Below are 25,175 nucleotides of genomic sequence, written 5' to 3'. Positions count from 1 at the left end.
TCCCGTCGTCTGAAACAGTCGTTTGGACGTCAGGAAGGCGAGTGACGCGGGGTCCGTCAAGCGGCGAAGCGGTCGAACGCCTGGGCGATCACCTGGCGGGTCAGGTCCCATTCGACCGCCGCCATGGCCTCCTCACGGGTGAAGAAGCGCGCCTCGGCGGCGTCGTCGCCAGCCACGGGCTCGCCGCCCGTCCACCGGGCCGCGTAGTCGATCATCACGAAGTGCCGGGTCGTCTCGCCGGTCTCGCGCGAGGTGAAGACGCCGTCGACCACGTCGAGCAGGCCGGTCAGTTCGGCGTCGACGCCGGTCTCCTCCTTCAGCTCCCGCAGGGCGGCCTGGGTCACCGGCTCAGCCCATTCGATGCGGCCGCCGGGCAGGCTCCATTGGCCGAGGCGAGGCGGGGTGCCGCGCTTGATCAGCAGGACCTTGTCGTCCTTCAGGCAGACGACGCCGACGGTGGGGACCGGGCGTTGGAGAGGCGCGGTCGTACTCACAGGAACTCGGCTTTCAGGTCGACGCTGGACTGGACGCCGACGGACTTCAGGTTCTTCGCCAGCCAGTCGTCCGCGGCCTGCCGGCCCCGCTCGCGCAGGTCGGTCAGAAAGCTCCAGTCCGTCTTGAACTTCGTCGCCATGGTCAGATCGCTCAGGCGGCCGTCGGCCCCGATGGCGTGGACGAACATCCGGCGATAACGGCCTCTGGCGTTCTCCTTGAGCAGTCCGTCGTCGAGCAGCTTCTGGACGAAGGCGACGGCGCGAAGCTCCGCGGACAGGGCGGCGTTGAAGGTGATCTCGTTCAACCGGTCCATGATCTCGCTCGGCGTCTTGGGCAGGTCCTCGCGGATGAAGGGGTTCAGGGCGACGATCAGCAGGTCGTTGGGCGTGTCGGCGTAGAACAGCGGCCACAGCGGCGGGTTGGCCAGATAGCCGCCGTCCCAGTAGGGCTCGCCGTCGATCTCCACCGCGTGGAACAGCGTGGGCAGGCAGGCAGAGGCCAGCAGATGCTCGACCGTGAGGGACTCGCCCTTGAAGATCTTGGCCTTGCCCGTGCGGACGCCGGTGGCCGAGACGTAGAGCTTGACGGGCGATCGGCGGACCGCTTCGAAGTCGACCGTCTTCTCCAGCACCTCGCGCAGGGGGTTCAGGTTGAACGGGTTGAACTCGTAGGGGCTCAGGGCGCCGGTCAGGCTCTCCGCCCAGCGCCAGGCCGGCGTCTCGCGCAGCCAGTCCGGCGTCAGCATGGAGGTCCAGACGCTGGAGTCGCCGAACACCGTGCCGTTGCGGCCGTCGGAATTGCTGACGCCGCGCCAGAAGGCCGCCAGGGTCTCCTGGGCGCCTTGCCGGCCGCCGGCGGCCAGGCCGCTGATCAGGCAGGCGCCGTTCATGGCCCCGGCGGAGGCGGCCGTGACCGCGCCGATCTCCAGCTTCTTTTCGTCGAGCAGCCGATCGATGACGCCCCATTCGAAGGCGCCGTGCGAACCGCCGCCTTGAAGCCCCAGGCTGATCGGCCTGGGCTCTATGGGGCGGGGCTTCACGCGGCCGTCCAGCCGCCGTCGACCGGCAAGGCCGCGCCGTTCACCGACGCCCCCGCGTCGGAGGCCAGGTACAGCAGCAGCCCGGCCAGCTGCTCGACAGTGACGAACTGCTTGGTCGGCTGGGCCGCCAGGATGACGTCCTTGATCACGGCCTCCTCGCTGATGCCGCGGGCCTTGGCCTGGTCGGCGATCTGTCCCTCGACCAGCGGCGTCTTCACATAGCCGGGGCAGATGGCGTTGGCGGTGATGCCCTGCTGGGCGACTTCGAGGGCGATGGTCTTGGTCAGGCCGATGACGCCGTGCTTGGCGGCGACATAGGCGCTCTTGAACGGCGAGGCGACCAGGCCGTGGGCCGAGGCGATGTTGACGATCCGGCCATGGCCGGCCGCCCGCATCGGCGGGATCGCCGCCTTGGACGCGTGGAAGGCCGAGCTCAGGTTGATGCCGATGATCCGGTCCCACCACTCGGTCGGGAACTCGTCCACCGGCGCGACGTGCTGGACGCCGGCGTTGTTGACCAGGATGTCCAGTCGGCCGAAGGCGTTGCGGGTCGAGCTGACCATGTCGGCGATGCGGTGCGGCTGGGTCATGTCGGCGTCGTGGTAGAGCACCTCGACGCCGTTGCGGGCCGACAGGCCGGCGCGGGTGGCCTCGATGGCGTCGCGGTCGCCCAGGCCGTTGATCACGACATTGACGCCGTGCTGGGCGAGAGCCTCGGCGAGTCCGAGCCCGATGCCGCTGGTCGAGCCGGTGACGATGGCCACCTGGCCCTTGAGCCCGTAATCCATGGCGTGCGCTTTCTTGTTATGTTGCGGCGCAACATAAACCAGGCCGCCGCTCGTCGCGAGCGGTATAATTCGCCCGGCGGTGAAAGGTTTCTAGGCCGTGGCCTGCTGTCGCAGGAACACCCAGTCGGCCTCGGACGACAGGTCCTTGCGGAAGCCGTAGCCGGCGATGTCGAAGGCCTTCAGGTCGGCGGCCTTGTCGATGCGGTTGTCGATGGCGTAGCGGGCCATCATCCCGCGGGCCTTCTTGGCGAAGAAGCTGATCTGCTTGGCGACGCCCGCCTTCTCCTCGAGGAAGCGACAGGTGATCACCGGCAGGGTCAGGGCCCTGGCGTCGACGGCGCCGAAGTACTCCTGGCTCGCCAGGTTCACCAACGTCCGGTCCTTGTGGCCCTCGGCGGCTTCGTTCAGGGCCAGGGCGATCCGGTCGCCCCAGAAGTCGTACAGGCTACGGCCCCGCTTGGTCTTCAGTCGCGTGCCCATCTCCAGGCGATAGGGCTGGATGGCGTCGGCAGGCCGCAGCAGGCCGTAGAGACCCGACAGGATACGCAGGTGGTTCTGGGTCCAGGTGAAGGCCTTCGGATCCAGGCTGCGGGCGTCCAGGCCCGAATAGACGTCGCCGTTGAAGGCGATGGCCGCCTGCAGTCCATCCTCGACCGCGGGGTCGAAAGCCTGGAAGCGCTCGTAGTTCAGCTGGGCCAGGGGCTCGGAGATGTCCATCAGCCGGCGCAGGTCGGCCGCGCGCAGCTTGCGCGTCACCCCGTCGAGGACGGCGATGTCGTCCTTCATGGCCGGCGTGGTGAGCGGCAGCTTCTGCGTCGAGGCGGCGAAGTTCAGCGCCTTGGCGGGCGAGATGACCATCAACATGGCGGCGGGACATAGGGTGGTCCGGTGACGAAAGCGAGTCATGACGGCGGCCGCTCCGCGTCCTCTTGCTCCGCCGCGACGGCTCTGCGCAGGATCGCGCCAACCTGGAGATCGCCGATGCTGCGCCGAACCGCCCTGATTGTCCTTGCCGGCAGCCTGCTGCTGGGCGGCTGCGTGCTGCCCAAGGTGGACGAGGACGCCGACCGGAAGGCGCGTGCGCTCTACGATCAGATCCGGACGGGCGCCGACCTGGCCCGGAACCAGGATCTGGGCGCCGAGCTCAAGACCCCGGAGGCCATGGCTGAGTTGGCCAAGGTGAAGGCCGCCCTGCCGGAGGGCGCGCCGACCTCGGCGGACGTGCGCAGTTGGCATCTGAGCACCGGGAACGAAGGCACGACCGCGACCGTGGTCCACGCCTACGCCTATCCCGCCCGCACCGTTCTGGCCGAGACCGTGCTGGCCAAGGACAAGGCCAAGGTCTGGAAGGTCGTGGGCTTCCACGTCGGCTTCGCCGGCCCCTCCGCCGCCCCGCAACCGCCCCGGCCGGCCGTCACGGTCGAGGGGGCGAAGGACATCTGACGCCTAGAACAGGACCCGCGGGTTCATGATCCGCTTCGGATCGAGCGCGGCGCGGATCGCCCGCAACGCCTCGACCTCGACCGGCGACTTGTAGCGCAAGGCGTCGCCGGTCTTGGCGGCGCCCAGGCCGTGCTCGGCGGAGATGGAGCCGTCCATCGCCGCGACGATGTCGTGGACGATCCTCGACCCCGCGTCCCGAGCCTCGTTGTGCGCCTGGTCAGAGCCGCCGTCCGCCCTCAGGACGTCGTAGTGGATGTTGCCGTCGCCGACATGGCCGAAGGCGACGATCCGCAGGCTGGGGTCGATCTTCAGGACAGCGGCCGAGGCCTGTTCGATGAAGTCGGCGACGCGGGATACGGGCACCGAGACGTCGTGCTTCCAGGCGGCCCCCTCGGGCTTCTGGCCGCCGGACTGGTTCTCGCGGACGGCCCAGAAGGCCTTGGCCTGGGCTTCGGTCTGGGCGATGGCGGCGTCGAGGATCAGGCCGTCGTCCAGGGCATGGGCCAGCAGCCGCTCCATCGCCGCCTCGGCCGCGCCGGGCTCGCCGCTCTGGGTCTCGATCAAGGCGTACCAGGGATGCACGGCTTCCAGCGGCTCGCGCAGGCCGGGGATGTTCTTCAGGGCGAAGGCGACGCCCAGCCGGCCCATCAGCTCGAAGGCCTCGACCGCGCCGCCGGTCTCCGCCTTCGCACGGGCCAGCAGCCGGATCGCCTCGCGCGGCGAGGTCAGGCCGACGAAGGCGGTGGCGCGCGAGGCCAGGACCGGGAACAGCTTCAGGCTGGCCGCCGTGATCACGCCCAGGGTGCCTTCCGCGCCGATCAGCAGCTGCTTGAGGTCGTAGCCGGTGTTGTCCTTGCGCAGCCGCTTGAGCCCGTTCCAGATCTCGCCGTTGGGCAGCACCGCCTCGACGCCCAGCACCAGGTTGCGGGTCGAGCCGTAGCGCAGCACCTGGGTGCCGCCGGCGTTCGTCGAGATGACGCCGCCCACGGTCGCTGACCCCTCGGACGCCAGACCCAGCGGGAAGCGGCGGTCGATCTTCGCGGCGGCCTCGTGGACTCCGGCCAGGGTGACGCCGGCCTCTGCCACGATGACGTCGTCGAAGCCGTCGATGTCGCGGATCGCGTTCAGCCGTTCGGTCGACAGCAGAATCTCACCCTGGGGAATCTGGCCGCTGACCAGGCCGGTGTTGCCGCCCTGGGGGGTGATCGCCGTGCCGCTCTCGGCGCAGAGGCCGACCACGGCGGCGACCTCGGCCGTCGTCCGGGGCAGGGCGAGCAGCGGCGTCTGGCCGGTCCAGCGCCCGCGCCATTCGACCAGCTTGGGCCCGACTCGGTCGGAGTCCTGGCTCCAGCCGCCGTCGCCGAGCACGGCCTTGAGGCGGGAGATGACGTCGGCGGGAACGGGAGCGGTCATGGGGGCGGAGCTTACGCTTCTCGGCCTGTCATGACGAGTATATACTCGGGTATATACCGAGAGGCGTCGATGGGCATCTTCATCAAGAATCCCGAGACCGAGCGTGTCGTCCGTGAACTGGCCGCGGCGCGCGGGGACACGATCACCGGCGTGATCGACAAGCTGGCGCGCGAGGCGCTCGAACGCGAGCAGGCAGCCGCGGCCTCCTCGGAGCGGACTCTCCGCAATCTTGCGCAGATGCGGGCCTCCAACGAACGCTTCCGGCGCATCTCCGGATTGGACAAGCAGCCGGCCCGGCCCGTCACCAAGGCCGAGTGGGACGCGCTTTGGCCTACAGGCATTCCCGAGATCGATGACGCATGACCATCGTCGTGGACGCCTCCGCGCTGGTCGCCATCGCGATGAATGAACCCGAAGCCGACGCGATGATGGCGGCTCTCGATGGCGTACAGGGATGGGCGACGTCGGTGAACATCATGGAAGCGGGCCTCGCCCTGGTTCTGCGAGAAGCTGTGTTTTCTCCCCATCAGTTCCAGGATTGGCTCGCTGATCGAAACGTCGTCGAGACCCATGCCGTCACATCGGGGCACGCGCTGGCCGCCTACCTCCAGTACGGCAAGGGCGTGCACCGCGCGGGCCTGAACATGGGCGACTGCTACGCCTACGCCCTGGCCAAGCAGCTCGGCGCGCCGCTGCTCTACAAGGGCGACGACTTCGTTCTCACCGACGTCCGCTCGGCGCTTCAGCCGACGTAGCCGGCCGCGCGCTTGAGGCGGTCGTTGATGGCCTCGCCGAGGCCTTCGTCCGGGATCGGCGCGACGACGATGGCCGACGGCTTTGTGCGGTCCGCCGCGCGCAGCATGGCGAACAGGTTCGCGGCCGCCTCGGCCAGATCGCCGGTCGGGCTGAGGTTGAACGGGCTGTCGCTGCGACCGAAGGCCAGGAAGGCCTCGTCCGGCTCGGCCGTGATCTCGTTGATCCGCACCGGCGCGTCCGGCGCATAGTGCAGGGCCAGGCGACCCGGGGAGCGCTTGGCGTCGGCCTCGGCCTCGGCCAGCGGGCCGACGACGGCTTCCAGCTGGGCGCGGGTCACGGAGCCGGGTCGCAGCAGCCGCGCCGGCTCGCCGGGCAGCAGGGCGACGACGGTGGATTCCAGGCCCACCCGGCAGGCGCCGCCGTCCAGGGCCGCCGCGGACGCCGGGCCGGTCTCCTCGATCGCGTCGGCGTAGGTGGTGGGGCTGGGCCGGCCGGAGCGGTTGGCCGAGGGAGCGACCACGGGGCCGCCGAAGGCCGCCAGCAGGGCGCGGGACAGCGGATGTCCAGGCACGCGGACCGCGACCGTGTCGAGGCCGGCGCGGGCCAGGTCGCTGACCGCCCCGGCGTCGCGAACCGGCGCCACGATCGTCAGCGGGCCGGGCCAGAAGGCGGCCGCCAGGGCCTCGCCGCGCTCGTCCAGCACGGCGATCCGACGGACGGCCTCGACGTCGGCGACATGGGCGATGAGGGGATTGAAGCTCGGGCGGCCCTTGGCCTGGTAGACGGCGGCGACCGCCCGCGGGTTGGCCGCGTCGGCCGCCAGGCCGTAGACTGTCTCGGTCGGCAGGATGACCAGGCCGCCGGCGCGCAGCGCGGCGGCCGCGCGCTCTACTTCGCTCGCTTGGCCGTCAGGTTGATGTTGACCGTCACCGTTCCCGGCACGACCGCGGTCGTCTTCCACTCGCCTTGTCCCACGCCGAACGCCAGACGGTTGATGCCGATGCTGCTCGTCATCTTCGCCGTGTCGCCGGTAGTGACGAGGGTGAAGGGCAGGGTCAACGGTTTCGTGACGCCGCGGATCGTGAGGTTGCCGATCGCCTGGTACTTGTTGCCGCCGAGCGACTTGAAGCTGGTGGCCTTGAAGGTCGCGGTCGGGAAGGCCTGCGAGGAGAACCAGTCGGCGCCCGGGAGGGCCTTGTCGCGGCTGGGATCGCCGGTCGCGGCGCTGGCGGTGTTGAAGGTGGCGGTGACCGACGAGCCGGCCAGATTGGCCGGGTCGAAGCGGATCGCGGCGTCCCAGGTGCGGAAGCTGCCGTTGAAGGCCGTGCCGTCGAAGCTCGAGGCGAAGGTCGCCTTCGAGGCGGCCTTGTCGACGGTCCAGGCGGGGGCCGGAGCGGCGTAGGCGGGGGCGGCGATGGCGGCGGTGATCGCCAGGGCGGGGAGGAACGTCTTCACGCGGCGTCCTTTCGGGCGAGGAAGGGGATCATCCGGGCCAGCTCGTTGTCCTTGTCGAGGAACTGATGCTTGAGGGCGCCCAGGATGTGCAGGGGGATCAGGACGTAGATGATGACCTTGGCCAGGAGATGGTGGGCCTCCTGCAGGGCGTCATGCGTCGGCTTGAGCTGGTCGGCGGGCAGGTTGGTCAGGAACGACAGCGCCGGCCACTCGAACAGCCCGAACATGTTGATCGGGAAGACGGTGATCAGTTTGCTGGCCGAGACCATCGCCCAGCCGCTGAGCGGCAGCGCCAGCAGCACCACGTAGAACAGCACGTGGACCGCATGGGCCAGGAACCGTTCCCAGGGCTTCAGGTGCGTCGACAGGGCCGGCGGCTTCTTGGCCAGCCGCCACAGCAGCCGCAGGACCGTCAGCACCAGGATGGTGATGCCGAGCGGCTTGTGCAGCTGCAGGGGCTCGATGCGGGCCGACCCCTCCAGGGTGTCGGCGTACCAGGCCAGGCCGACGACCCAGACCATCAGGAGGGCGATCGTCCAGTGCAGGACGATCGCAACGGCGGAGTAACGGGCCTGGGTCATACGGCGCTCCCGGTGGGCTCAGGCCTACTTCTTGGTGAACTCCAGCTCCAGGACGATGTCGATGTCGTCGCCGATCATGCCGGGCTTGTTCAGGAAGTCGGAGCCGAAGTCCGAGCGCTTGATCGTTGTGGCCGCCGAGAAGCCCGAGCGCTTGGAGCCCATGACCTCGCCATAGCCGTTGTAGGTCACGTCCAGCGTCACCGGCTTGGTCACGCCGCGCAGCGTCAGGTCGCCGGTCATCTTGCCCTTGCCGCCCTGGCTCTGCTGGATCGAGGTCGAGACGAACTTGATCTCGGGGAACTTGTCGGCGGCGATGAACTCGTTGGCCAGCTTGGGGTCATGGCCCGGGTAGCCGGTGTCGAACGACTTGGCGTCGATCAGGGCGGTGACCTGGGCGGTCTGCGGCGACTTGGGATCCCAGCTGTAGGTCGCGTCCTTCACCGTGAAGCGGACCGTGTAGTTGGAGAAGCCCAGGTGGCGGACCTTGGCCAGCAGGCTGGCGTGGGTGCCGTCGAGGACGTAGGTCCCGGCCGGCATGTCCGCCGGGTTGGTCGACGGCGCCGCGAGAGCGGCCATGGGCGTGGAAATCAGAACCAGGGCCAGGGCGGCGGCGACGGGGCGAAGCATGCGGCAGACCTCTATTGTGATTAGTGCTGTTACGGTTCGCTTCAAATAGGGCGAGCACAAGTCCGTGAAAGAGCATGCTCTTCACGAGACGGTGATCCAAGGCCTAAAACGCCTGAACGAAGGAGACGCCCCATGACCTACCGCCCCCCGCTTCGCGATCTGGCCGCCGCCCTGAAGGCCGCGGGCTACGACCGGTTGGGGGAGGCGTTTCCGGAAGCGGACGAAGCGACGGCGGCGGCGATCCTGGAGGCGGCGGGCGAGTTCGCGGCGGACGTCATCGCGCCGCTGAACCGGCCGGGCGACCTGGCCGGCGCGACCTACGCCAACGGCGCGGTGACGGCGGCGCCGGGCTACGCCGACGCCTATCGGCAGTACGCGCTGGGCGGCTGGAACAGCCTGTCGGCGGAGCCCGAGTTCGGCGGCCAGGGCCTGCCCAAGGCGCTCGAGATCGGCATGTTCGAGATGATCCAGGCCGCCAGTCTGGCCTTCGGCCTGTGCCCGATGTTGACCCAGGGTGCGATCGAGGCCCTGACCGCCCACGGCACGGATCGCCAGAAGGCGCTCTACCTGCCGAAGCTGGTCAGCGGCGAATGGACCGGGACCATGAACCTGACCGAGCCGCAGGCCGGTTCGGACCTGGCCGCCCTGACCACTCGCGCCGAACCGGACGGCGAGGGGGGGTATCGTCTGACGGGCCAGAAGATCTTCATCACCTGGGGCGACCACGACGCCACGGACAACATCGTCCACCTGGTGTTGGCGCGTCTGCCGGACGCGCCGGCGGGCAGCCGCGGCATCTCGCTGTTCCTGGCTTCGAAGTTCCTGGTCGGCGACGGAGGCGATGTCGGCGCGCGCAACGACGTGCGGCCGGTCGGGGTCGAGCACAAGCTGGGCATCCACGCCTCGCCCACCTGCGTGATGGCGTTCGAGGGGGCCAAGGCCGAGCTGGTCGGGGAGGAGAACAACGGCCTGGCCGCCATGTTCACGATGATGAACGCCGCGCGGCTCCAGGTCGGGACCCAGGGCGTGGCCATCGCCGAGCGCGCCTACCAGCAGGCGCTGGAATTCTCCCGCGAGCGCAAGCAGGGCCGTTCGGCCTGGACCGGGGCCAATCCCGCGCCGATCCACGACCATCCGGACGTGCGTCGCACCCTGCTGCTGATCAAGGCCAAAACCCAGGCGGCGCGGGCGATCTGTCTGGCCACCGCCGTCGCCGCCGACCTGTCGCGCCACGCCGCCACGCCGGAAGCGCGCGAGACCGCCAAGCTGCGCGAAGAGCTTCTGACGCCGATCGCCAAGGGCTGGTCGACCGACATGGGCGTCGAGGCCGCGTCGCTGGCGCTGCAGGTGCACGGCGGCATGGGCTTCATCGAGGAGACCGGCGCGGCCCAGCACTATCGCGACGCTCGCATTCTGCCGATCTACGAAGGCACCAACGGCATCCAGGCCATGGACCTGATCGGGCGAAAGCTGTCGATGGCCGGCGGGGCGGCGATCCGCGGCCTGATCGCGGAGATCCGCGCCGAGGCGGTGGGCAATGCGCGGCTGCTGGCCGGCGTGGCGGCGCTGGAAGAGGCCACCGACTGGCTGATCGCCCACAAGGGCGCGCCGGACGCGCTGGCGGGGGCGACGCCCTACCTCAAGCTGGCGGGCGACGTGGTCGGCGGCTGGATGCTGTCGAAGATGGCCGGCGAGGGCGAGGACTACGCCCGCCTGGACCGCTTCTACGCCGAGCAGGTGCTGGCGGGCGCGCCAGGGCTCGTGCCGGCGGTGGTCCAGGGCGCGGCGGTGCTGGAAGAGGCGCTGTAGCGCCTTGAAGCCTTCGGGGACATGTTCGCGCAGCGTACATGTCCCCGCCCTTCAGGGGACACGCACCCTTCGGGAGCATGTCCCCAGCTGGACCTACAGCTGCGCCAGCATGTAGTCCGCCGACGAGACCTTGAACTCGCCGCCGGCCTCGACGTTCAGCGTGCTCACGACGCCGTCCTTGACGATCGCCGAGTAGCGCTGGCTGCGCAGGCCCATGCCGAACTTGCTGCCGTCCATCTCCAGGCCCAGGGCCTTGGTGAAGTCGCCGTTGCCGTCGGCCAGCATGAGGATGTCCTCGCCGACGCCCTGATCGGCGCCCCAGGCCTTCATCACGAACACGTCGTTGACCGACACGCAGGCGATGGCGTCCACGCCCTTGGCGCGGAACTCGGCGACGTGCTCCTTGAAGCCCGGCAGGTGCTTGGCCGAGCAGGTCGGGGTGAAGGCGCCCGGCACGGCGAACAGGGCGACGGTCTTGCCCTTGAAGATCTCGTCGGTGGTGATCGGGCGCGGGCCTTCCGGGCCGGCCGTCATGAAGGTGGCGTCGGGCAGCGTGTCGCCGGCCTTGATCGTCATGGCGTCTCTCCAAATCGCGCAAACCGCGGTCGGTGACTCGAATAGAGGCAGGCGCGGGTTCCGCCAAGCCGGCGACTTGAAACCGTCGCCATCAAGGCCAATCATCTAGTCATGTCAGAGCTCCCGAGTTCCGAGTTCCTCGCCGGGCGGATGCTCATCGCCATGCCCGGAATCGGCGATCCCCGTTTTGAGCGCGCCGTGGTCTTCCTCTGTTCGCATGACGACGAGCACGCGATCGGCCTGGCCGTGAATCGCCCCGTCGACGGGCTGACCCTGTCCGGCCTGTTCGAGAAGATCGGCATCGACCAGCCGATCCGTCGCGTCGCCGACGAGCCCGTCCTGGTCGGCGGTCCGGTCGAGCGCGAGCGCGGCTTCGTCCTGCATACCGACGACTATCTGTGCGAGGGCGTCAGCCTGCCGGTCAGCGACGGCCTGGCGCTGACCACCACCCGCGACATCCTGCAGGCGATGAGCGGCGAGGCTGCTCCGCGCAAGGCGTTTCTGGCGCTCGGCTACGCCGGCTGGGGGCCCGGCCAGCTCGACCGCGAGGTGCGCGAGAGCGTCTGGCTGGTCTGCGACCCGGACGAGGCGCTGCTGTTCGGCGACGACCACGACCACAAATGGTCGCACGCCCTGAGCAAGCTGGGCATCAGCCCCGAGATGCTGGCGATGGAAGGCGGCCGGGCCTAGTCTCTTGGAGCGCGTTCGGGCGGCCGAACCGCTTACGCTTCCGCCTGACGCGCTCTAGCCCTGGCGGCGGACCGGAGCCGCGCCGTCGACGTAGCTTTCGTTGAGGTAGACCTCGGCCTCCTGCGGCGACAGCGCGGGGGCGTAGCCGAAGCCCTGGCCGTAGTCGCAGCCCAGTTCCAGCAGCTGGCGGGCCATGATGGCGTTCTCGACGCCCTCGGCGACCACCTCCAGGTTCAGGTCCTGGCCGAGCTTGATCACCGACCGCACGATCTTGGCCGACCCCTCGTTGGCGCCCATGGTCCGCACGAAGTAGCGGTCGATCTTGAGCGTGTCGAAGGGCAGGCGGGTCAGGTAGCTCAGCGACGAGAAACCGGTGCCGAAGTCGTCCAGCGCCAGACCCGCGCCGCCCTGGCGCAGCGCCTTGAGCACCAGCGCGGCGCTCTCCGGGTCGCGCATGATGTCGCTCTCGGTGATCTCCAGCTTCAGCGAGCCGGAGGGCAGGCGATGCTTGTTGATCAGGCCGGTGACGTCCTCGACCAGGCCGCTGCGATGGATCTCGCCGGTGGACAGGTTGACGCTGACGGTCAGGTCGCCCGCCGCCGCGTGGGCCTTGCGCCACAGGGCCAGCTGGCGCGCCGACGCGCGGAGCATGTGGGCGCCGAGCTCGCCCATCAGGCCCAGCTCTTCGGCCATCGGCAGGAACTCGTCCGGCGGGATCAGCCCGCGGCGGGGATGCCGCCAGCGGCACAGGGCCTCGAAGCCGGACAGGGCGCCGTCGGACAGGCGGACCACCGGTTGGAAGTAGGGTGTCATCTCGCCCCGAGCGACGGCGCCGCGCAGGTCGGATTCCAGGGCCAGCTGGGACAGGCCGTCGCTTTCCATGGAGCGGCCGTAGGCGGCTCCGCCGCCGCGGCCTGCGGACTTGGCGCTTTCCACGGCCAGCTCGGCGCGGCGCAGCAGCTCGGCGGCGTCGGGGGCGTCCTCGCCGCCCTCGGCCTCGACCCCGCCCACGGCCAAGGTCGGGAGGATGTCGAAGCCGGCGACCCGCAGCGGCTGTTCCAGCGCCTTGCGCAGCTTCTCGGCGGCTTCGGTCTCGCCGGCGACCATCACCGCGAACTCGTCCTCGCCGATGCGTCCGAGCAGCGCGTCGGGCCCGAAGGCCGCGGCCAGGCGCGAGCCGAGGGCGGCCAGCACCAGGTCGGCGCGGTCGTGACCCAGGGCCTCGTTCAGCCGGCGCAGGCGGTCCAGGTCCGCCACGACCAGGGTCTGGCGCATCGGCGTGGTCAGGCGCTCGCGGGCGCGGGCCACGAAGCTGCGGCGATCGAGCAGACCGGTCAAGGGATCGGCGTCGGAGGCCGCGAACTGCATTTCGGGGGCGACGATCCCCGACGCGCGTACGCCCTCCTCGAGCCAGACCCCGCGCCACAGGCAGGTCTCGCCGCCGCGCATGCGCAGACGCAGGGAGACCTCGGCGCCGGGCTGCTGGATGCGGAGCAGCTCCTCGGCCGCGGCCCGGTCGGACGGCAGGGCCAGGGCGCGGAAGGCGGCGGATGAACATTCGGGGGCCAGCGGGCCCAGACCCAGCTGCCGGGCGGCGCCGTAAAGCCGCAGGCGGTCGTCCTCGGGCTCCCAGACCCAGAGCGCGACCTGCGCCCCGCCCAACGCCTCAAGCGTGGCGGCGGCGTCCCAAATCCGGCGCTCCTGCCCCTGCCTCATCCGGTTCAGCCCGGAAGGCCCTCCCGTGGACGCCCGCGCGACACGCCGCGCGAGACCAGTCCGAACAGGCGATGGTCTCGCCAATCGCCGTTAATTTTCAGATAAGCCTTTGCGTAGCCTTCCTCGGTGAACCCCGCCTTGAGCAGAAGATTGCCGGAGGCGTCGTTGGTCGGCAGGCAGGCCGCTTCGAGGCGATGCAGCCCGAGCGGTCCGAAGGCGAAGGGGATCAGGGTCTTCACCGCCGCCAGGGTATGGCCGTTGCGGGCTGTGGTCTGGCCCGACCAGTAGCCGACGGTGGCGGTCTGGGCGACGCCGCGCCGGACGTTGTTCAGGGTCACGCCGCCGGTCAGGGCGCCATCGGCCTTCCGGTACACGAAGAAGGCGTACATCTGGTCCAGCTCGCGGCCGCGGCGCCAGGCGGTCAGCCGGCGCTGAAAGCTGACCAGGCTGAGCTCATCGGGCGCCCAGGTCGGTTCCCACGGCTGCAGGAATCCCCGGGACGCCTGCCGCAGCGCCGCCCATTCCGAATAGTCCTTCCGGCGGGGCGGCCGCAGCCGCACGCCTTCGCCTTCCAGGGCGAGATTGGGTTCCGGCGCGATCCACTCGAGCAGCGACATGTTTGCGAAGGTGGAGACTCGACCGTTCAGGTCAAGGGAACAGCGCTCTTTCGAACGCTTCGGGCGCCGCGAGGGCGGCTTTCGAGCCCAAAACCGACACGACGCTGCGGCGATCCCGGGTCAGACGTTCGCCGAGGCGGGCGAAGTCGGCGGGGGTCACTGCGTCGATCGCTTCGGCGATGTCGCCGGCGGTGAACAGGCGGTCGAACAGCAGGGTCTGGCCGGCGGCCGTCTCGGCCCGGTTCAGCGGCTGTTCGCGACCCATGAACAGCGAGCCCTTCAGCTGGGCCTTGGCGCGCCGCAGCTCGGCGTCGGTGACCGAGGACGCCAGCGCCCCGATCTCGCCGGCCGTGATGCGGGTCAACTCGGCGGCGTCGCCCGCCGCGCAGCCGGCGTAGACGCCCAGCATGCCGACGTCGGCGTAGGTGTCGGCATAGGCGTCGATGGCGTAGGCGAGGCCGCGATTCTCGCGCGCTTCCTGGAACAGCCGCGAGGACATGCCGCCGCCCAGCGCCTCGGCGAACAGGCGGAGCACGAAGTAGTCGTCGTCCGCGGCGCCGACGGCCGGCAGCAGCAGCACCAGATGAGCTTGCTCCAGCTTCCGGGTCTTTGCCGCGACGCCGCCGGTGAAGGCGGCCGGCGGCGGCGCTTCGGCGTCGGTCCGCGCCGGCAGATGGCCGAAGGCCGCTTCGGCCAGTTTCAGAAGCTCGGCCTCGTCGACGGCGCCGGCGGCGCTGACCACCAGGCGGTCCGGGGCGTAGAGCTCGGCGCGCCAGTCGGCCATGGACTGGGGCGTGGCGGGTTTGAGCGACCGATTGGTCCCAAGGATCGGCCGGCCCAGCGACTGGCCGTCGAAGGCCTTCTCCTGAGCGAGCTCGAAGACCAGGTCGTCGGGCGTGTCGGCCGCCTCGGCGATCTCCTGGCCGACCACCTGCTTCTCACGGGCCAGGTCGCCGGCGTCGAGCGTCGGCCGCAGCAGCAGGTCCGCGGTGATCTCCATGGCCAGCGGCAGGCCGCCCTTCAGGGCCCGGGTCTGGAAGCTGGTCCGCTCGTAGCCGGTGGCGGCGTTCAGCTGGCCGCCCTGATCCTCGATCGCCTCGACGATCTCGCGGGCCGAGCGCGAACCGGCGCCCTTGAACACCATGTGCTCGAGCAGATGGGACCAGCCCGAGCGACGCTCGTCTTCCCAGCGGGCGCCGCGGCCGGCGACGACCGACAGGGCCAGGGTCTCCAGGCCCGGCATCGGGTCGCAGACGACCCGCACGCCGTTGGCGAGGCGATGGAGGGTCGTCGTCACCGCCTTGCGAACTCGCGGACGTAGGCCTTGATCGCGTCGGCGTCGGCCGGGAGGCGGTCGAAGCGTTCGCCCTTGCCGGCCAGGCCGCGAGCGGCCGCCGGCACGGTCGGCAGTACGCCGGTCGCGGCTTCGACGGCTTCGGGGAACTTGGCGGGGTGGGCGGTCGACAGCACGATCACCGGCGCGTCGCCGACGCTGGGCGAGCGGTTCGCCGCGGCCAGCGCGACGGCGGTGTGCGGATCGATGATCTCGCCGGTCTCGTTCAGCGTCGCCAGGATGGTGCGGGCGGTGTCCTCCTCGCTGACCGACACGCCGCGGAAGGTCTCGCGCATCGTCGTCAGGGCGACCGGCGGCAGGTCCAGCGATCCGGTTCCGGTAAAGGCCCGGAAGGCGCGGTCGGTCTCGACGCCGTCGCGGCGCACGGCCTCGAAGTAGAGGCGCTCGAAGTTCGAGGCGATCTGGATGTCCATGGCCGGCGACTGGGTCGCGGCGACCACGCCGCGGGCGTAGCGGCCTTCCTCGAAGGCGCGGGCCATGATGTCGTTGCTGTTGGTCGCGACGGTGATCCGCGCGATGGGCAGGCCCATCTGCTTGGCGACCCAACCGGCGAAGGCGTCGCCGAAGTTGCCGGTCGGCACGGTGAAGGCCACGGGCCGGCGGGGCGCGCCGACGGCGACCGCGGCCGTGAAATAGTAGACCGCCTGGGCGACGATACGGGCGAAGTTGATCGAGTTGACGCCGGACAGATCGACCGCCTGGCGGAACTGGTCGTCGCCGAACATGCCCTTCACGATGGTCTGGCAGTCGTCGAAGGTGCCCTCGACGGACAGGCAGGCGACGTTGGCGTCCCCGACCGTGGTCATGAAGCGGCGCTGGACCTCGCTGATCCGACCTTCCGGGAAGAGGGCGACGATGCGGGCGTTCCTGCGGCCGCGGAACGCCTCGACCGCCGCGCCGCCGGTGTCGCCGGAGGTGGCGCAGACGATGGTCATGATCCGGTTCTGGCGTGACAGGGCGTAGTCGTAGAGCCGCCCCAGGAGCTGCATCGCCACGTCCTTGAAGGCCAGCGACGGGCCATGGAACAGCTCCAGCAGGAACTGGCCCGGACGCAGCTGCTTCACCGGGCAGGTCGCGGCGTGGGTGAAGGTCCCGTAGGCCTCCTCGCACATCTCCAGGAGGGCGTCGTAGGGGATGTCGTGCCCGGCGAAGCGGGCCAGGACATCGGCGGCGACCTCGGCGTAGGGCTTGCCGGCGAAGGCGGCGATCTCGTCGGCGGTGAAGCTCGGCCAGGTCTCCGGCACGTACAGGCCGCCGTCCGGCGCCAGGCCCGCCAGGACCGCATCGAGGAAACCGATAGGCGCGGCCTTGCCGGCCGACCCCGTCCGCGTGGAGATGTACTTCATCAGGCTTTCATTCTGCGCCGCACGAGCGCTGCGTAGACGGCGACCAGGGCCCCGGCAAGGCCGTACCAGGTCAAGGCGTATTCCAGATGGCGGTTGGTGAGGTTGGGCGGCAGCGGCGCGGCGACAACCTCGACCGGCTGCGGCGTCTCGCGCTCCGCCATCAGGATCAGCGACGGCGCGCCGTCGGGGAGCAGGGCCGCGGCGTCCTTGGATAGGGTCGCGGCGGGGGCCAGCACGCCGACGACCGCGCCGACGGGGGCCAGCGCCACGGTCGGCGTTTCGACCTTGCCGCTGGCGTTGGCGACCAGGCCGCGGTCGACGAGGATCTCGCGATAGGGCGAGGCGGCGGGCAGAGGACAGAGACTGGTCACGCGCCAGACGATCTGACCTTCGCGGACGGCGTTGCGGACGTGGTCGGGACGCGCCGGGATCGGCTGCTCGCAGACGGCGGCGACGCGGACCCAGTCCACCGTCTCGCCGCGCTTGGCTCGGGCGAGGACCTCGTCGATAGGCTTGGGCTGCGCGGTCTTGAGCGTCTCGAGTCGCGCGATCAGGTCCTGCTTCCAGGCCAGCCGCTGCATCTGCCAGGTCCCCAGGCCCAACAGGATGACCAGCGACACGCCTGAGGCGACGGTCAGGCCGATCGGAAAGCGGCGGCGCGGCGCGTCAGACATCGTCGCGTCCGGCCTCCCGGGCCTTGTTGGTGAACTGGGCCGCGATCATCAAGCCCTTGAAGGGCCGCAGCAGGCCCGCGCAGACGATGACGGTGAGGGGCAGCCAGACGATCAGCTGGAGCCAGACGGGCGGCTCGAAGGCGATCTGGGTGAAGACCGCGCCGAAGGCCACCAGGAAACCGCCGATCAGGATAACGAAAACGGCCGGTCCGTCTCCGGAGTCGGCCGCCTTCAGATCGAAGCCGCAGGCTTCGCATTGGGGGGCCACCTTGAGGAAGCCCTCGAACAGGCAGCCCTCGCCGCAGCTGGGGCAGCGACCAGCCGCCCCAGCCGCGTAAGGGTTCGTCATCCTACGGGGTCCCGAAGATGACGTAGATGAAGGCGAACAGGAACAGCCACACCACGTCGACGAAGTGCCAGTACCAGGCCGCCGCCTCGAAGCCGAAGTGCTGCTTCGGGGTGAAGGCGCCGTTCAGCAGGCGGATGAAGCAGACCGCCAGGAAGATGGTGCCGATCAGGACGTGGAAGCCGTGGAAACCCGTGGCCATGAAGAAGGACGAGCCGTACAGGCCCGAGTTCACGGCTTCTTCCGAGTAGAAGAGCTTCTCGTGCAGGATGTGCTGGTACTCGTAGACCTGGATGCAGGTGAACAGCACGCCGAGCACGATGGTCAGGGCCAGGGCGAGCTTGGCGCCCTTGCGGTCGCCTTGCTGCAGGGCGTGGTGAGCCCAGGTCACGGTGGTGCCGGACAGCAGCAGGGTCAGGGTGTTGACCAGCGGCAGGTGGAAGGCCGGGACCAGCTCGATGCCCTTGGGCGGCCACTGCTTCCAGGCCTCGGCCACGCCTTCGAAGTTGCCGATCGCGGGCGTCAGGGTGCGGTGCTCCTGGAAGAGCGCCATTTCGAAGAAGATCCAGAACCACGCCACGAAGAACATCACCTCGGAGGCGATGAACATGATCATGCCGTAGCGTAGGTGCAGCGAGACGATCGGGGTGTGATCGCCGGCGTTGGCTTCCTTGATCACGTCGCTCCACCAGCCGAACATCGTGTAGAGGATGCCGGCCAGGCCCGCGAGGAACAGCCAGGGATGGCCCTTGGAGAACAGCAGTTCCCACAGGTCCACGCCGTCCTTCTCGTTCAGCGGGATAATGCCCTTCATCCAGGACACCGCGCCGATCATCATGATCGTCGCCGCCACCGAGCCCACGAAGGGCCAGGGGCTGGGATTCACCAGGTGATAGTCGTGCTTTACGGCGCCGTGGGCCATGATCGTGCCTGAACCTCTAATTCCCCCAGGACGGCCCGCCGTCCCGAAAATTCCCGTGTGCTATAGACCCGCCCCGACGCTTCCGCCAAGAGGCGGCGTCCCGCTTCCCTCCGTCGAAGGGAAGAAGGTGTAGGAAAGGGTGACTTCCTGAACGCCCTTGGTCTCGAAATCCGCAGCGAACTTCGGATCCACGAAGTAGACGACAGGAAACTCCATCGTCTGGCCGGGCTGGATGGTCTGGTCGGTGAAACAGAAGCATTCGAGCTTCTGGAAGTAGGCGCCGGCCGATTCGGGGACGACGTTGTAGCTGGCCCGGCCGGTGATCGGCTTATCGCCGTTGTTGGTCACCTTGTAGAAGGCCAGCCCGGTGTCGCCGATCTTCACGTCCTGGGTGACCTGCTCGGGCTTGAAGTCCCAGGGCAGGTTGCGGACGTTGGCGTCGAACCGGATCGTCACCTCGCGGTCCAGGACCTGGTCCGGCTTGGCGTCGGCCTTGCGGACGGTGCCGTCGAAACCGGTGACCTGGCAGAACATGCGGTAGAGCGGCACCGAGGCGTAGGCCGCGCCGACCATGCCGAAGAACGCCGCGCCGCAGATCAGCCCCAGGCGGGCGTTCTTGCTCATCCTCGACTTGGAGGGCTTGTCAGAAGGGGCGGGCGCCAATGTTTCCTCCCATCCGGATGAGGGTCACGGCGTACACGATAACGATGAAGGCCACGAGGCCGACCGCGATGGCGATGTTCCGTCCGCGGCGCGCCTTGTCCAGTGCGGCCTGATCGACCGGCGGCGCCGGCGGGGGAGGGGTCTCGGCGTCTTGCGGCTCGCTCAAGGCAGCAGCTCCAGGGGGGCGACCCCGATCAGGTGCTCGGCCAGCAGGGCGGCGAACAGCAGGGTCAGGTACAGGATCGAGAAGGCGAACAGGTTGCGGGCGTCCTTGGCGCCGGCCCGCACGGCGTAGAGGCGGTCCTCGCCCTCGATGCGCTCGTCCGGCGCGTCGCCGGCCTTGGAGCGGAACACGCGCCAGGCCAGCAGCAGGAAGATCAGGCCGCCGGCCGCCGCGATGGCCAGGAAGATCGGACCGCCCAGGCCCGTCGCCGCGGGCGCCAGGCAGATGGGCACGAAGAGCAGCGAGTAGACGAAGATCTGCTTGCGGGTGGAGGCCGCGCCGCGGGCGACCGGCATCATCGGCACCCCGACCTTGGCGTAGTCCTGCGAGGTGTACAGCGCCAGCGCCCAGGCGTGCGGCGGGGTCCACATGAAGATGATCAGGACCATCAGCCAGGCGTTCAGCGGCGCCGAGCCGCCGGCGGCCGCCCAGCCGATGGCCGGCGGCAGGGCGCCGGCCAGGCCGCCTATGACGATGTTCTGAGGCGTCCAGCGCTTCAGCCACATCGTGTAGACGACGGCGTAGAAGAAGATGGTGAAGGCCAGCAGCCCGGCGGCCAGCCAGTTGGTGGCCACGCCCAGCAGCATCACCGAGAACAGCGACAGCACGATGCCCATGGTCGCCGCTTCGGCGCCCTGGACCTTGCCCGACGGCACCGGCCGGGCGCGGGTGCGGGCCATGTGGGCGTCGATGTCGGCGTCGAACCACATGTTCAGCGCGCCCGAGGCGCCGGCCCCGATGGCGATGCACAGGATGGCGACGGCGGCGAGCAGCGGATTCATCTTCGCGCCCGAGCAGACCAGGCCGGTCGCGGCGGTGAAGACGACGAGCGACATCACCCGCGGCTTGAGCAGTTGCAGGTAGTCGGACCACAGCGCCGGCTTGGCGGCGCGGCCTTGAAGGGCTGCGGATTTGGTCATGGGCGAGGGCTTAATAGAGGAAGGGCGCGCCGGGGTCCAACCCCGACGCGCCCTTTTCGTGCGTCCGATTATCTCAAGCGGATCAGTGATGATCCGGCTTGATCACCGGCAGTTCGTTGAACTGGTGGAACGGCGGCGGCGAGGACAGGGTCCACTCCAGCGTCGTGGCGCCTTCGCCCCAGGGGTTGGCCTCCGCCTTGCGGCGACGGACGGCGGCTTCCAGCAGCAGAACCAGGAACACGATCACGCCCACGCCGGTCACCGCGTAGCCGAACGAGGAGACCTCGTTCCACCAGGTGAAGGCGGTCGGGTAGTCGATGTAGCGGCGCGGCATGCCCTGGAGGCCCAGGAAGTGCTGCGGGAAGAAGATCAGGTTCACGCCGACGAACATGATCCAGAACTGCAGCGCGCCGAGGAACTCGTTGTACTTCACGCCCCAGATCTTCTCGAACCAGTAGAAGAAGCCGGCGAAGATCGCGAACACGGCGCCGAGCGACAGCACGTAGTGGAAGTGGGCGACGACGTAGTAGGTGTCGTGCAGGCTGTAGTCGATGCCGGCGTTGGCCAGGACGACGCCGGTGACGCCGCCGACCGTGAACAGGAAGATGAAGCCCATCGCCCACAGCATGGGCGTCTTGAAGGTGATGGAGCCGCCCCACATGGTGGCGATCCAGCTGAAGATCTTCACCCCGGTCGGAACCGCGATGACCATCGTCGCGGCCACGAAGTAGGCCCGCAGGTTGATGCCCATGCCCACGGTGTACATGTGGTGGGCCCAGACGATGAAGCCGACGAAGCCGATGGCGACCATCGCGTAGGCCATCGCCAGGTAGCCGAACACCGGCTTCTTGGAGAAGGTCGAGACGATGTGGCTGACGATGCCGAAGCCCGGCAGGATCAGGATGTACACTTCCGGGTGGCCGAAGAACCAGAACAGGTGCTGGTACATGACCGGATCGCCGCCGCCGGCGGGATCGAAGAAGTGGGTGCCGAAGTTGCGGTCGGTCAGCAGCATGGTGATGGCGCCGGCCAGAACGGGCAGCGACAGCAGCAGCAGGAAGGCGGTGATCAGCACCGACCACACGAACAGCGGCATCCGGTGCAGGGTCATGCCCGGCGCGCGCATGTTGAAGATGGTGGTGATGAAGTTGATCGCGCCGAGGATCGACGAGGCGCCGGCCAGGTGGAGGGCGAAGATCGCCAGGTCCATCGCCGGTCCGGTGTGGCCGGTGGTGGACAGCGGCGGATAGGCCGTCCAGCCGCCGCCGAAGCCCTTGCCCGGGCCGCCGTCGACGAACATCGAGGTGATCAGCAGCACCCAGGCCGCGACCAGCAGCCAGAAGGAGATGTTGTTCATCCGCGGGAAGGCCATGTCCGGCGCGCCGATCATCAGCGGCACGAACCAGTTGCCGAACCCGCCGATCATCGCCGGCATGACCATGAAGAAGATCATGATCAGGGCGTGGGCGGTGACCACGGCGTTGTAGCCGTGCTTGGACTGCTCGATCAGGCCCAGAAGGCTGACCGAGGAGTTTTCGGCGAAGATCTGGATGCCCGGCTGAGCGAGCTCCCAGCGGATCAGGCCGGACAGCGCGCCGCCGACCAGGCCCGCCATGATGGCGAACAGCAGGTACAGCGTGCCGATGTCCTTGTGGTTCGTGGAGAAGAACCAGCGGGCGATGAAGCCGGGCTTATGCTCGGCGTCGTCATGTGTGTCGTGAGCGGCGGCGTGAGCCATCGGTCTTACCTTGGTAATCAGAGCTTGGCGGCCGGCGCGGCGCCGGCGGCGGGGGCCGCCGGAGCGGTCGTCGGAGCGGGGGCGGCGGCGGCCGGAGCGGCGGCGCCTTCGGCCGGGGCTGCAGCCGGGGCGGCGGCGTCGGCCGCCGGGGCGGCGGGAGCGGCCGGCGGCGCCTTGGTGGCCACCCAGGCGTCGAAGTCGGCCTGGCTGACGACCTTGATCTCGATCGGCATGAAGGCGTGGTCGACGCCGCAGAGTTCCGAGCACTGGCCGTAGTAGGTGCCGACCTTCTCGGCCTTGAACCAGGTCTCGTTCAGGCGGCCGGGGATGGCGTCGGTCTTCAGGCCGAACGCCGGCAGGGCGAAGGCGTGGATCACATCGGCGGCGGTGACCTGGACGCGGACGACCTTGTTCACCGGCACGACCATCGGTTCGGTCGCGGCGAGGCGGTACAGGTCCTTCGGCAGGCCGCGCTTGGCGACTTCCGCCTCGGGCAGCATGTTCGAGATGTACTCGGAGATCTTCTGGTCGGGGTACTCGTAGCCCCAGTTCCACTGGTAGCCGACGACCTTAACCGTCAGGTCGGGCTTGGGCATGTTGTGGTAGGCGAACAGCAGGCGGAACGAGAAGATGGCGATGACCATCAGGATCAGCACCGGAACCAGGGTCCACACCACCTCGAGCACGGTGTTGTGGCTCCACTTCGCCGGGGTCGGGTTCGAGCGCTTGTTGTAGCGGACGACCACCCAGATCAGCAGACCCAGCACGAACAGGCTGATGACGGTGATCACCGGCAGCAGGATCAGGTCGTGGAAGAAGTGCGCATCGTGCTTCAGCGGCGACGCCGCCGGCTGCAATCCGATGCCGCCCGGTGTGGGCTGCCCCAGTCGGTCCTCGGCGAAGGCGATTGCGCCCCACATCGCCGCACCGGCGCCCGCCACAAGACCGGCGATACCCTTGAACTTCGCCTTCATGACCCTCTCTGGCCCGCTCCGCCGGCGGCCGGCCCGAGAGTCTCGGTCCGTCCGTAGCCGGCTTTCAATCCATGTTCCGAGAGAGGCGCCGCCGCACCCGCGTGCGCGAGCTTAAATGCGACGCCCCTCCACGCCTTAACGGGGGCGTGAATACGCGGATCATACCCCCTTGCCAAGCGCCTCGCCGTCACAGGTCCGGCCTTATGGGGCCTAGTTGCGAGGGGCTCGCAACGACTCGCGCTTTCGGCCCGATCGAGGCCCTGATCGGCGCATTGCTATCATGTAATGGAAGCTACCTTGTATTGATCGGTATCGTGCGTTAGAAGGGTGTCGAAACGAGGATCAGGACGCCGTGCCGGAAGCCATCGAAATTCAACTCAAGAAGGGCGTGCTGGCGCTGTGCGTGCTGGCCCTGCTGTCGCGCGACGACAGCTACGCCTACGAGATCGCAAGTCAGCTCGCGAAGGACATCGATATGGGGGAGGGGACCATCTACCCGCTCATGCGCCGTCTTCAGACGGATGGGCTGGTGGACACCTATCTGGTGGAGTCGCCCAGCGGCCCGCCGCGCAAATACTACCGTTTGACCGACGCCGGTAAGGCCAGCCTCGCCCAGCAGAAGAGCGAATGGGCCGCCTTCACCGCCGCCGTGGACGCCATCCTGGGAGCCGAGGCATGACGCGCGCCGAGTTCATGACCCGCCTGAGCCGCGGCCTGGCCGGGCTTCCGGCCACCGCCATCGTGGACATCACCGCCGACTATGAGGCCCACTTCACCGACGGTCTGGCCGCCGGCCGCACCGAAGCTGAAGTGGCCGATGCGCTGGGCAGCCCCGATCGTCTCGCCCGCGAACTCCGCGCCGAGGCCGGGCTGAAGCGCTGGGAGGAGGAGAAGTCCACCTCGGCCGCCGCCGGCGCCGTCTTCGCGGTGCTGGGGCTGGGCGCGATCGACATCCTGATCCTGCTGCCGATCCTGATGGGCGTGCTGGGGACCTTGTTCGGCCTGTTCCTGGCGGTGATCGCCCTGTTCGTCGGGGGCGGGGTGGTGATGACCGCTGGTCCGTTCACCGAGCCGCCTGGCGGGCCGATCGTCGCCATCCTGGCCGGCGTCGGCATGATGGGCCTCGCGACCTGCTTCGGCGCCATCCTCGCGCTGGTCACCGTCGGCCTGGTCAACGCCCTGGTCTGGTACGCCCGCCTTCACTACCGGCTGCTCAAGCCGGCCATCGAACCGCAGCGCTGAGGGGCCGCGTCATGATCCGTTCACTGGTCATCATCGCCGTCGCCGGCTTCGTGCTGGCCCTCGGCTGTCTGGCGGGCGTCACGGCCATCGCCGGCCGCGACCTGGCCGCCAACGGCTGGGTCTGGCCCGAGAAGTGGCGCAACATCGGCGTCAGCATCAATGGGCCCTCGTCCGGCGCCCGCACGCCGGATGAGGTCCGCAACATACCCTGGAGCGGCGGCGACCTGCTGCAGATCGATCTGCCCGGGCAGGTCATCTACGCACAAGGCGACACGTCCGAGGTCGTCATCGAGGGGCCGGCCGAAATCCTTCCCTTCATCGCCCTGGAGAACGGCCGCCTGTTCCTGAAGCCCGAGGCCGACGCGGTCCGGCTCGACTCCGACGACCTGGAAGTGAACGTCATCGCGCCGTCGGTTCGTCGTTTCGTGATCAACGGCTCCGCGAAGCTGAAGGTGGCGAATTTCGATCAGGAGAACCTGAGCGTCGAGATCAACGGCAGCGGCGACGCCGTTCTCGAAGGGCGCGCGGACCGTCTCGCGGTGACCGTACAGGGGTCGGGCGACGCCGACCTGAGCACGGTCAGCGCCGGCGACGCCAACGTAAAGGTCGTCGGCAGCGGCGAGGTCAAGGTCGCGGCGACGGGCAAGGTTCGCGCTGAAATCTCCGGCAGCGGGGATGTCTACCTGCGCCAGAAGCCCACGTCCCTGGAGACCCAGGTCGACGGTTCGGGCGAGGTGCATGAGGCGAACTGATGACGAAAGCGGTCAA

The 25,175-nt window shown here is 69.1% G+C and carries 30 protein-coding genes; 8 read left to right on the top strand and 22 right to left on the bottom strand.

Features of this window, described 5'->3' with window-relative positions; all coding sequences use genetic code 11:
• Nucleotides 1–56 precede the first annotated feature (56 nt).
• The 4 genes from CSW64_RS18610 to yaaA all read right to left on the bottom strand — a co-directional run bounded on the left by CSW64_RS18610 (nt 57) and on the right by yaaA (nt 3,186).
• On the bottom strand, nt 57–494 hold the full coding sequence (locus tag CSW64_RS18610; RefSeq protein WP_099623501.1) for an NUDIX hydrolase: 438 nt from the start codon (nt 492–494) through the stop codon (nt 57–59).
• Nucleotides 491–1,534 carry a patatin-like phospholipase family protein gene (locus tag CSW64_RS18605; protein WP_245863765.1) on the bottom strand — a complete coding sequence of 348 codons (1,044 nt, stop codon included), beginning with the start codon at nt 1,532–1,534 and terminating at the stop codon, nt 491–493. The genes CSW64_RS18610 and CSW64_RS18605 overlap by 4 nt, the downstream gene beginning before the upstream one ends.
• Nucleotides 1,531–2,322 (bottom strand): 3-hydroxybutyrate dehydrogenase, encoded by a 792-nt coding sequence (locus CSW64_RS18600; RefSeq protein WP_099623500.1) that lies wholly within the window; start codon nt 2,320–2,322, stop codon nt 1,531–1,533. Before CSW64_RS18600 ends, CSW64_RS18605 begins: the two co-directional genes overlap by 4 nt.
• Before the next feature lie 90 nt (nt 2,323–2,412).
• Complete coding sequence (yaaA, locus tag CSW64_RS18595) at nt 2,413–3,186, bottom strand: peroxide stress protein YaaA (RefSeq protein WP_099623499.1); 774 nt, start codon at nt 3,184–3,186, stop codon at nt 2,413–2,415.
• Nucleotides 3,187–3,303: 117 nt separating this feature from the next.
• Between yaaA and CSW64_RS18590 the strand changes: the two genes are divergently transcribed.
• Nucleotides 3,304–3,765, top strand: coding sequence for a hypothetical protein (locus CSW64_RS18590; RefSeq protein WP_099623498.1), 462 nt, complete (start codon nt 3,304–3,306; stop codon nt 3,763–3,765).
• A gap of 3 nt (nt 3,766–3,768) precedes the next feature.
• Here CSW64_RS18590 and CSW64_RS18585 read toward each other — a convergent pair whose 3' ends face one another.
• On the bottom strand, nt 3,769–5,178 hold the full coding sequence (locus CSW64_RS18585) for an FAD-binding oxidoreductase (RefSeq protein WP_099623497.1): 1,410 nt from the start codon (nt 5,176–5,178) through the stop codon (nt 3,769–3,771).
• A 69-nt stretch (nt 5,179–5,247) separates the two neighbouring features.
• Here CSW64_RS18585 and CSW64_RS18580 point away from each other — a divergent pair, with 69 nt between their 5' ends.
• Nucleotides 5,248–5,541, top strand: coding sequence for a type II toxin-antitoxin system VapB family antitoxin (locus CSW64_RS18580; protein ID WP_172448623.1), 294 nt, complete (start codon nt 5,248–5,250; stop codon nt 5,539–5,541).
• Nucleotides 5,538–5,933: a type II toxin-antitoxin system VapC family toxin gene (locus CSW64_RS18575; RefSeq protein WP_099623495.1), complete on the top strand. Its 396-nt coding sequence runs from the start codon at nt 5,538–5,540 to the stop codon at nt 5,931–5,933. Before CSW64_RS18580 ends, CSW64_RS18575 begins: the two co-directional genes overlap by 4 nt.
• On the opposite strand, the gene CSW64_RS18570 is transcribed toward CSW64_RS18575, so the two are convergent.
• From CSW64_RS18570 to CSW64_RS18555, 4 genes are read right to left on the bottom strand one after another with little or no spacing between them, the layout of a single operon-like run.
• Nucleotides 5,921–6,895 carry an L-threonylcarbamoyladenylate synthase gene (locus CSW64_RS18570; protein WP_099623494.1) on the bottom strand — a complete coding sequence of 325 codons (975 nt, stop codon included), beginning with the start codon at nt 6,893–6,895 and terminating at the stop codon, nt 5,921–5,923. The two genes, CSW64_RS18575 and CSW64_RS18570, sit on opposite strands and share 13 nt — an antisense overlap.
• A complete protein-coding gene (locus tag CSW64_RS18565) occupies nt 6,823–7,389 on the bottom strand; it encodes a YceI family protein (protein ID WP_099623493.1) in 567 nt (188 codons plus the stop codon). The genes CSW64_RS18570 and CSW64_RS18565 overlap by 73 nt, the downstream gene beginning before the upstream one ends.
• On the bottom strand, nt 7,386–7,970 hold the full coding sequence (locus CSW64_RS18560) for a cytochrome b (RefSeq protein ID WP_099623492.1): 585 nt from the start codon (nt 7,968–7,970) through the stop codon (nt 7,386–7,388). The genes CSW64_RS18565 and CSW64_RS18560 overlap by 4 nt, the downstream gene beginning before the upstream one ends.
• A gap of 24 nt (nt 7,971–7,994) precedes the next feature.
• Nucleotides 7,995–8,597 carry a YceI family protein gene (locus CSW64_RS18555; protein ID WP_099623491.1) on the bottom strand — a complete coding sequence of 201 codons (603 nt, stop codon included), beginning with the start codon at nt 8,595–8,597 and terminating at the stop codon, nt 7,995–7,997.
• Nucleotides 8,598–8,729: 132 nt separating this feature from the next.
• On the opposite strand from CSW64_RS18555, the gene CSW64_RS18550 reads away from it, so the two are divergent.
• The gene (locus CSW64_RS18550; RefSeq protein ID WP_099623490.1) at nt 8,730–10,406 is read left to right on the top strand and encodes an acyl-CoA dehydrogenase family protein; all 1,677 of its coding nucleotides are present in this window, start codon (nt 8,730–8,732) and stop codon (nt 10,404–10,406) included.
• A gap of 93 nt (nt 10,407–10,499) precedes the next feature.
• Here CSW64_RS18550 and CSW64_RS18545 read toward each other — a convergent pair whose 3' ends face one another.
• Nucleotides 10,500–10,982, bottom strand: a complete 483-nt coding sequence (locus tag CSW64_RS18545) for a peroxiredoxin (protein ID WP_099623489.1) — start codon at nt 10,980–10,982, stop codon at nt 10,500–10,502.
• 111 nt (nt 10,983–11,093) lie between these two features.
• On the opposite strand from CSW64_RS18545, the gene CSW64_RS18540 reads away from it, so the two are divergent.
• Nucleotides 11,094–11,672: a YqgE/AlgH family protein gene (locus CSW64_RS18540; RefSeq protein WP_099623488.1), complete on the top strand. Its 579-nt coding sequence runs from the start codon at nt 11,094–11,096 to the stop codon at nt 11,670–11,672.
• A 54-nt stretch (nt 11,673–11,726) separates the two neighbouring features.
• Here CSW64_RS18540 and CSW64_RS18535 read toward each other — a convergent pair whose 3' ends face one another.
• From CSW64_RS18535 to coxB, 12 genes are all read right to left on the bottom strand, one after another.
• Nucleotides 11,727–13,388 (bottom strand): putative bifunctional diguanylate cyclase/phosphodiesterase, encoded by a 1,662-nt coding sequence (locus CSW64_RS18535; RefSeq protein WP_099623487.1) that lies wholly within the window; start codon nt 13,386–13,388, stop codon nt 11,727–11,729.
• A gap of 5 nt (nt 13,389–13,393) precedes the next feature.
• Complete coding sequence (locus CSW64_RS18530; protein WP_099623486.1) at nt 13,394–14,005, bottom strand: GNAT family N-acetyltransferase; 612 nt, start codon at nt 14,003–14,005, stop codon at nt 13,394–13,396.
• Between the two features lie 31 nt (nt 14,006–14,036).
• The gene (locus tag CSW64_RS18525; protein ID WP_099623485.1) at nt 14,037–15,302 is read right to left on the bottom strand and encodes a M16 family metallopeptidase; all 1,266 of its coding nucleotides are present in this window, start codon (nt 15,300–15,302) and stop codon (nt 14,037–14,039) included.
• Complete coding sequence (gene thrC / locus CSW64_RS18520; protein ID WP_099623484.1) at nt 15,299–16,705, bottom strand: threonine synthase; 1,407 nt, start codon at nt 16,703–16,705, stop codon at nt 15,299–15,301. Before thrC ends, CSW64_RS18525 begins: the two co-directional genes overlap by 4 nt.
• The gene (locus CSW64_RS18515; protein ID WP_099623483.1) at nt 16,705–17,379 is read right to left on the bottom strand and encodes an SURF1 family protein; all 675 of its coding nucleotides are present in this window, start codon (nt 17,377–17,379) and stop codon (nt 16,705–16,707) included. The genes thrC and CSW64_RS18515 overlap by 1 nt, the downstream gene beginning before the upstream one ends.
• On the bottom strand, nt 17,372–17,728 hold the full coding sequence (locus CSW64_RS18510) for a DUF983 domain-containing protein (protein WP_099623482.1): 357 nt from the start codon (nt 17,726–17,728) through the stop codon (nt 17,372–17,374). Before CSW64_RS18510 ends, CSW64_RS18515 begins: the two co-directional genes overlap by 8 nt.
• A gap of 1 nt (nt 17,729) precedes the next feature.
• The gene (locus CSW64_RS18505) at nt 17,730–18,647 is read right to left on the bottom strand and encodes a cytochrome c oxidase subunit 3 (protein ID WP_099623481.1); all 918 of its coding nucleotides are present in this window, start codon (nt 18,645–18,647) and stop codon (nt 17,730–17,732) included.
• 60 nt (nt 18,648–18,707) lie between these two features.
• Entirely contained in the window at nt 18,708–19,271 is a 564-nt protein-coding gene (locus tag CSW64_RS18500) for a cytochrome c oxidase assembly protein (protein ID WP_099623480.1), read from the bottom strand.
• Nucleotides 19,272–19,290: 19 nt separating this feature from the next.
• Nucleotides 19,291–19,476: a hypothetical protein gene (locus CSW64_RS18495; RefSeq protein WP_150131452.1), complete on the bottom strand. Its 186-nt coding sequence runs from the start codon at nt 19,474–19,476 to the stop codon at nt 19,291–19,293.
• Nucleotides 19,473–20,453, bottom strand: a complete 981-nt coding sequence (gene cyoE, locus CSW64_RS18490) for a heme o synthase (protein WP_099623479.1) — start codon at nt 20,451–20,453, stop codon at nt 19,473–19,475. Before cyoE ends, CSW64_RS18495 begins: the two co-directional genes overlap by 4 nt.
• 82 nt (nt 20,454–20,535) lie before the next feature.
• The gene (ctaD, locus tag CSW64_RS18485) at nt 20,536–22,191 is read right to left on the bottom strand and encodes a cytochrome c oxidase subunit I (protein ID WP_099623478.1); all 1,656 of its coding nucleotides are present in this window, start codon (nt 22,189–22,191) and stop codon (nt 20,536–20,538) included.
• Nucleotides 22,192–22,208: 17 nt separating this feature from the next.
• Nucleotides 22,209–23,165, bottom strand: a complete 957-nt coding sequence (gene coxB / locus CSW64_RS18480; RefSeq protein ID WP_099623477.1) for a cytochrome c oxidase subunit II — start codon at nt 23,163–23,165, stop codon at nt 22,209–22,211.
• A gap of 352 nt (nt 23,166–23,517) precedes the next feature.
• On the opposite strand from coxB, the gene CSW64_RS18475 reads away from it, so the two are divergent.
• The 3 genes from CSW64_RS18475 to CSW64_RS18465 are packed head-to-tail and all read left to right on the top strand — an operon-like array spanning nt 23,518 to nt 25,159.
• The gene (locus tag CSW64_RS18475; RefSeq protein ID WP_099623476.1) at nt 23,518–23,844 is read left to right on the top strand and encodes a PadR family transcriptional regulator; all 327 of its coding nucleotides are present in this window, start codon (nt 23,518–23,520) and stop codon (nt 23,842–23,844) included.
• Nucleotides 23,841–24,407: a DUF1700 domain-containing protein gene (locus CSW64_RS18470; protein WP_099623475.1), complete on the top strand. Its 567-nt coding sequence runs from the start codon at nt 23,841–23,843 to the stop codon at nt 24,405–24,407. Before CSW64_RS18475 ends, CSW64_RS18470 begins: the two co-directional genes overlap by 4 nt.
• 11 nt (nt 24,408–24,418) lie before the next feature.
• Complete coding sequence (locus tag CSW64_RS18465) at nt 24,419–25,159, top strand: GIN domain-containing protein (protein ID WP_099623474.1); 741 nt, start codon at nt 24,419–24,421, stop codon at nt 25,157–25,159.
• Nucleotides 25,160–25,175: the final 16 nt, after the last annotated feature.

The sequence above is a fragment of the Caulobacter mirabilis genome, assembly GCF_002749615.1.
Taxonomy (GTDB): Bacteria; Pseudomonadota; Alphaproteobacteria; order Caulobacterales; family Caulobacteraceae; genus Caulobacter; species Caulobacter mirabilis.
Note: the sequence above shows the minus strand (reverse complement) of the source record. Positions and strands in the feature narration are given on the sequence as shown.

What these genes read in the sequence shown, in the direction of transcription:
- CSW64_RS18510 (WP_099623482.1), bottom strand. Translation starts at nt 17,728, where the DNA reads ATGACGAACCCTTACGCGGCTGGGGCGGCTGGTCGCTGCCCCAGCTGC.
- CSW64_RS18585 (WP_099623497.1), bottom strand. Translation starts at nt 5,178, where the DNA reads ATGACCGCTCCCGTTCCCGCCGACGTCATCTCCCGCCTCAAGGCCGTG.
- CSW64_RS18500 (WP_099623480.1), bottom strand. Translation starts at nt 19,271, where the DNA reads ATGAGCAAGAACGCCCGCCTGGGGCTGATCTGCGGCGCGGCGTTCTTC.
- CSW64_RS18590 (WP_099623498.1), top strand. Translation starts at nt 3,304, where the DNA reads ATGCTGCGCCGAACCGCCCTGATTGTCCTTGCCGGCAGCCTGCTGCTG.
- CSW64_RS18470 (WP_099623475.1), top strand. Translation starts at nt 23,841, where the DNA reads ATGACGCGCGCCGAGTTCATGACCCGCCTGAGCCGCGGCCTGGCCGGG.
- CSW64_RS18505 (WP_099623481.1), bottom strand. Translation starts at nt 18,647, where the DNA reads ATGGCCCACGGCGCCGTAAAGCACGACTATCACCTGGTGAATCCCAGC.
- CSW64_RS18530 (WP_099623486.1), bottom strand. Translation starts at nt 14,005, where the DNA reads ATGTCGCTGCTCGAGTGGATCGCGCCGGAACCCAATCTCGCCCTGGAA.
- CSW64_RS18560 (WP_099623492.1), bottom strand. Translation starts at nt 7,970, where the DNA reads ATGACCCAGGCCCGTTACTCCGCCGTTGCGATCGTCCTGCACTGGACG.
- yaaA (WP_099623499.1), bottom strand. Translation starts at nt 3,186, where the DNA reads ATGTTGATGGTCATCTCGCCCGCCAAGGCGCTGAACTTCGCCGCCTCG.
- CSW64_RS18600 (WP_099623500.1), bottom strand. Translation starts at nt 2,322, where the DNA reads ATGGATTACGGGCTCAAGGGCCAGGTGGCCATCGTCACCGGCTCGACC.
- CSW64_RS18535 (WP_099623487.1), bottom strand. Translation starts at nt 13,388, where the DNA reads ATGAGGCAGGGGCAGGAGCGCCGGATTTGGGACGCCGCCGCCACGCTT.
- CSW64_RS18540 (WP_099623488.1), top strand. Translation starts at nt 11,094, where the DNA reads ATGTCAGAGCTCCCGAGTTCCGAGTTCCTCGCCGGGCGGATGCTCATC.
- CSW64_RS18580 (WP_172448623.1), top strand. Translation starts at nt 5,248, where the DNA reads ATGGGCATCTTCATCAAGAATCCCGAGACCGAGCGTGTCGTCCGTGAA.
- CSW64_RS18555 (WP_099623491.1), bottom strand. Translation starts at nt 8,597, where the DNA reads ATGCTTCGCCCCGTCGCCGCCGCCCTGGCCCTGGTTCTGATTTCCACG.
- ctaD (WP_099623478.1), bottom strand. Translation starts at nt 22,191, where the DNA reads ATGGCTCACGCCGCCGCTCACGACACACATGACGACGCCGAGCATAAG.
- cyoE (WP_099623479.1), bottom strand. Translation starts at nt 20,453, where the DNA reads ATGACCAAATCCGCAGCCCTTCAAGGCCGCGCCGCCAAGCCGGCGCTG.
- CSW64_RS18545 (WP_099623489.1), bottom strand. Translation starts at nt 10,982, where the DNA reads ATGACGATCAAGGCCGGCGACACGCTGCCCGACGCCACCTTCATGACG.
- CSW64_RS18515 (WP_099623483.1), bottom strand. Translation starts at nt 17,379, where the DNA reads ATGTCTGACGCGCCGCGCCGCCGCTTTCCGATCGGCCTGACCGTCGCC.
- coxB (WP_099623477.1), bottom strand. Translation starts at nt 23,165, where the DNA reads ATGAAGGCGAAGTTCAAGGGTATCGCCGGTCTTGTGGCGGGCGCCGGT.
- thrC (WP_099623484.1), bottom strand. Translation starts at nt 16,705, where the DNA reads ATGAAGTACATCTCCACGCGGACGGGGTCGGCCGGCAAGGCCGCGCCT.
- CSW64_RS18550 (WP_099623490.1), top strand. Translation starts at nt 8,730, where the DNA reads ATGACCTACCGCCCCCCGCTTCGCGATCTGGCCGCCGCCCTGAAGGCC.
- CSW64_RS18575 (WP_099623495.1), top strand. Translation starts at nt 5,538, where the DNA reads ATGACCATCGTCGTGGACGCCTCCGCGCTGGTCGCCATCGCGATGAAT.
- CSW64_RS18465 (WP_099623474.1), top strand. Translation starts at nt 24,419, where the DNA reads ATGATCCGTTCACTGGTCATCATCGCCGTCGCCGGCTTCGTGCTGGCC.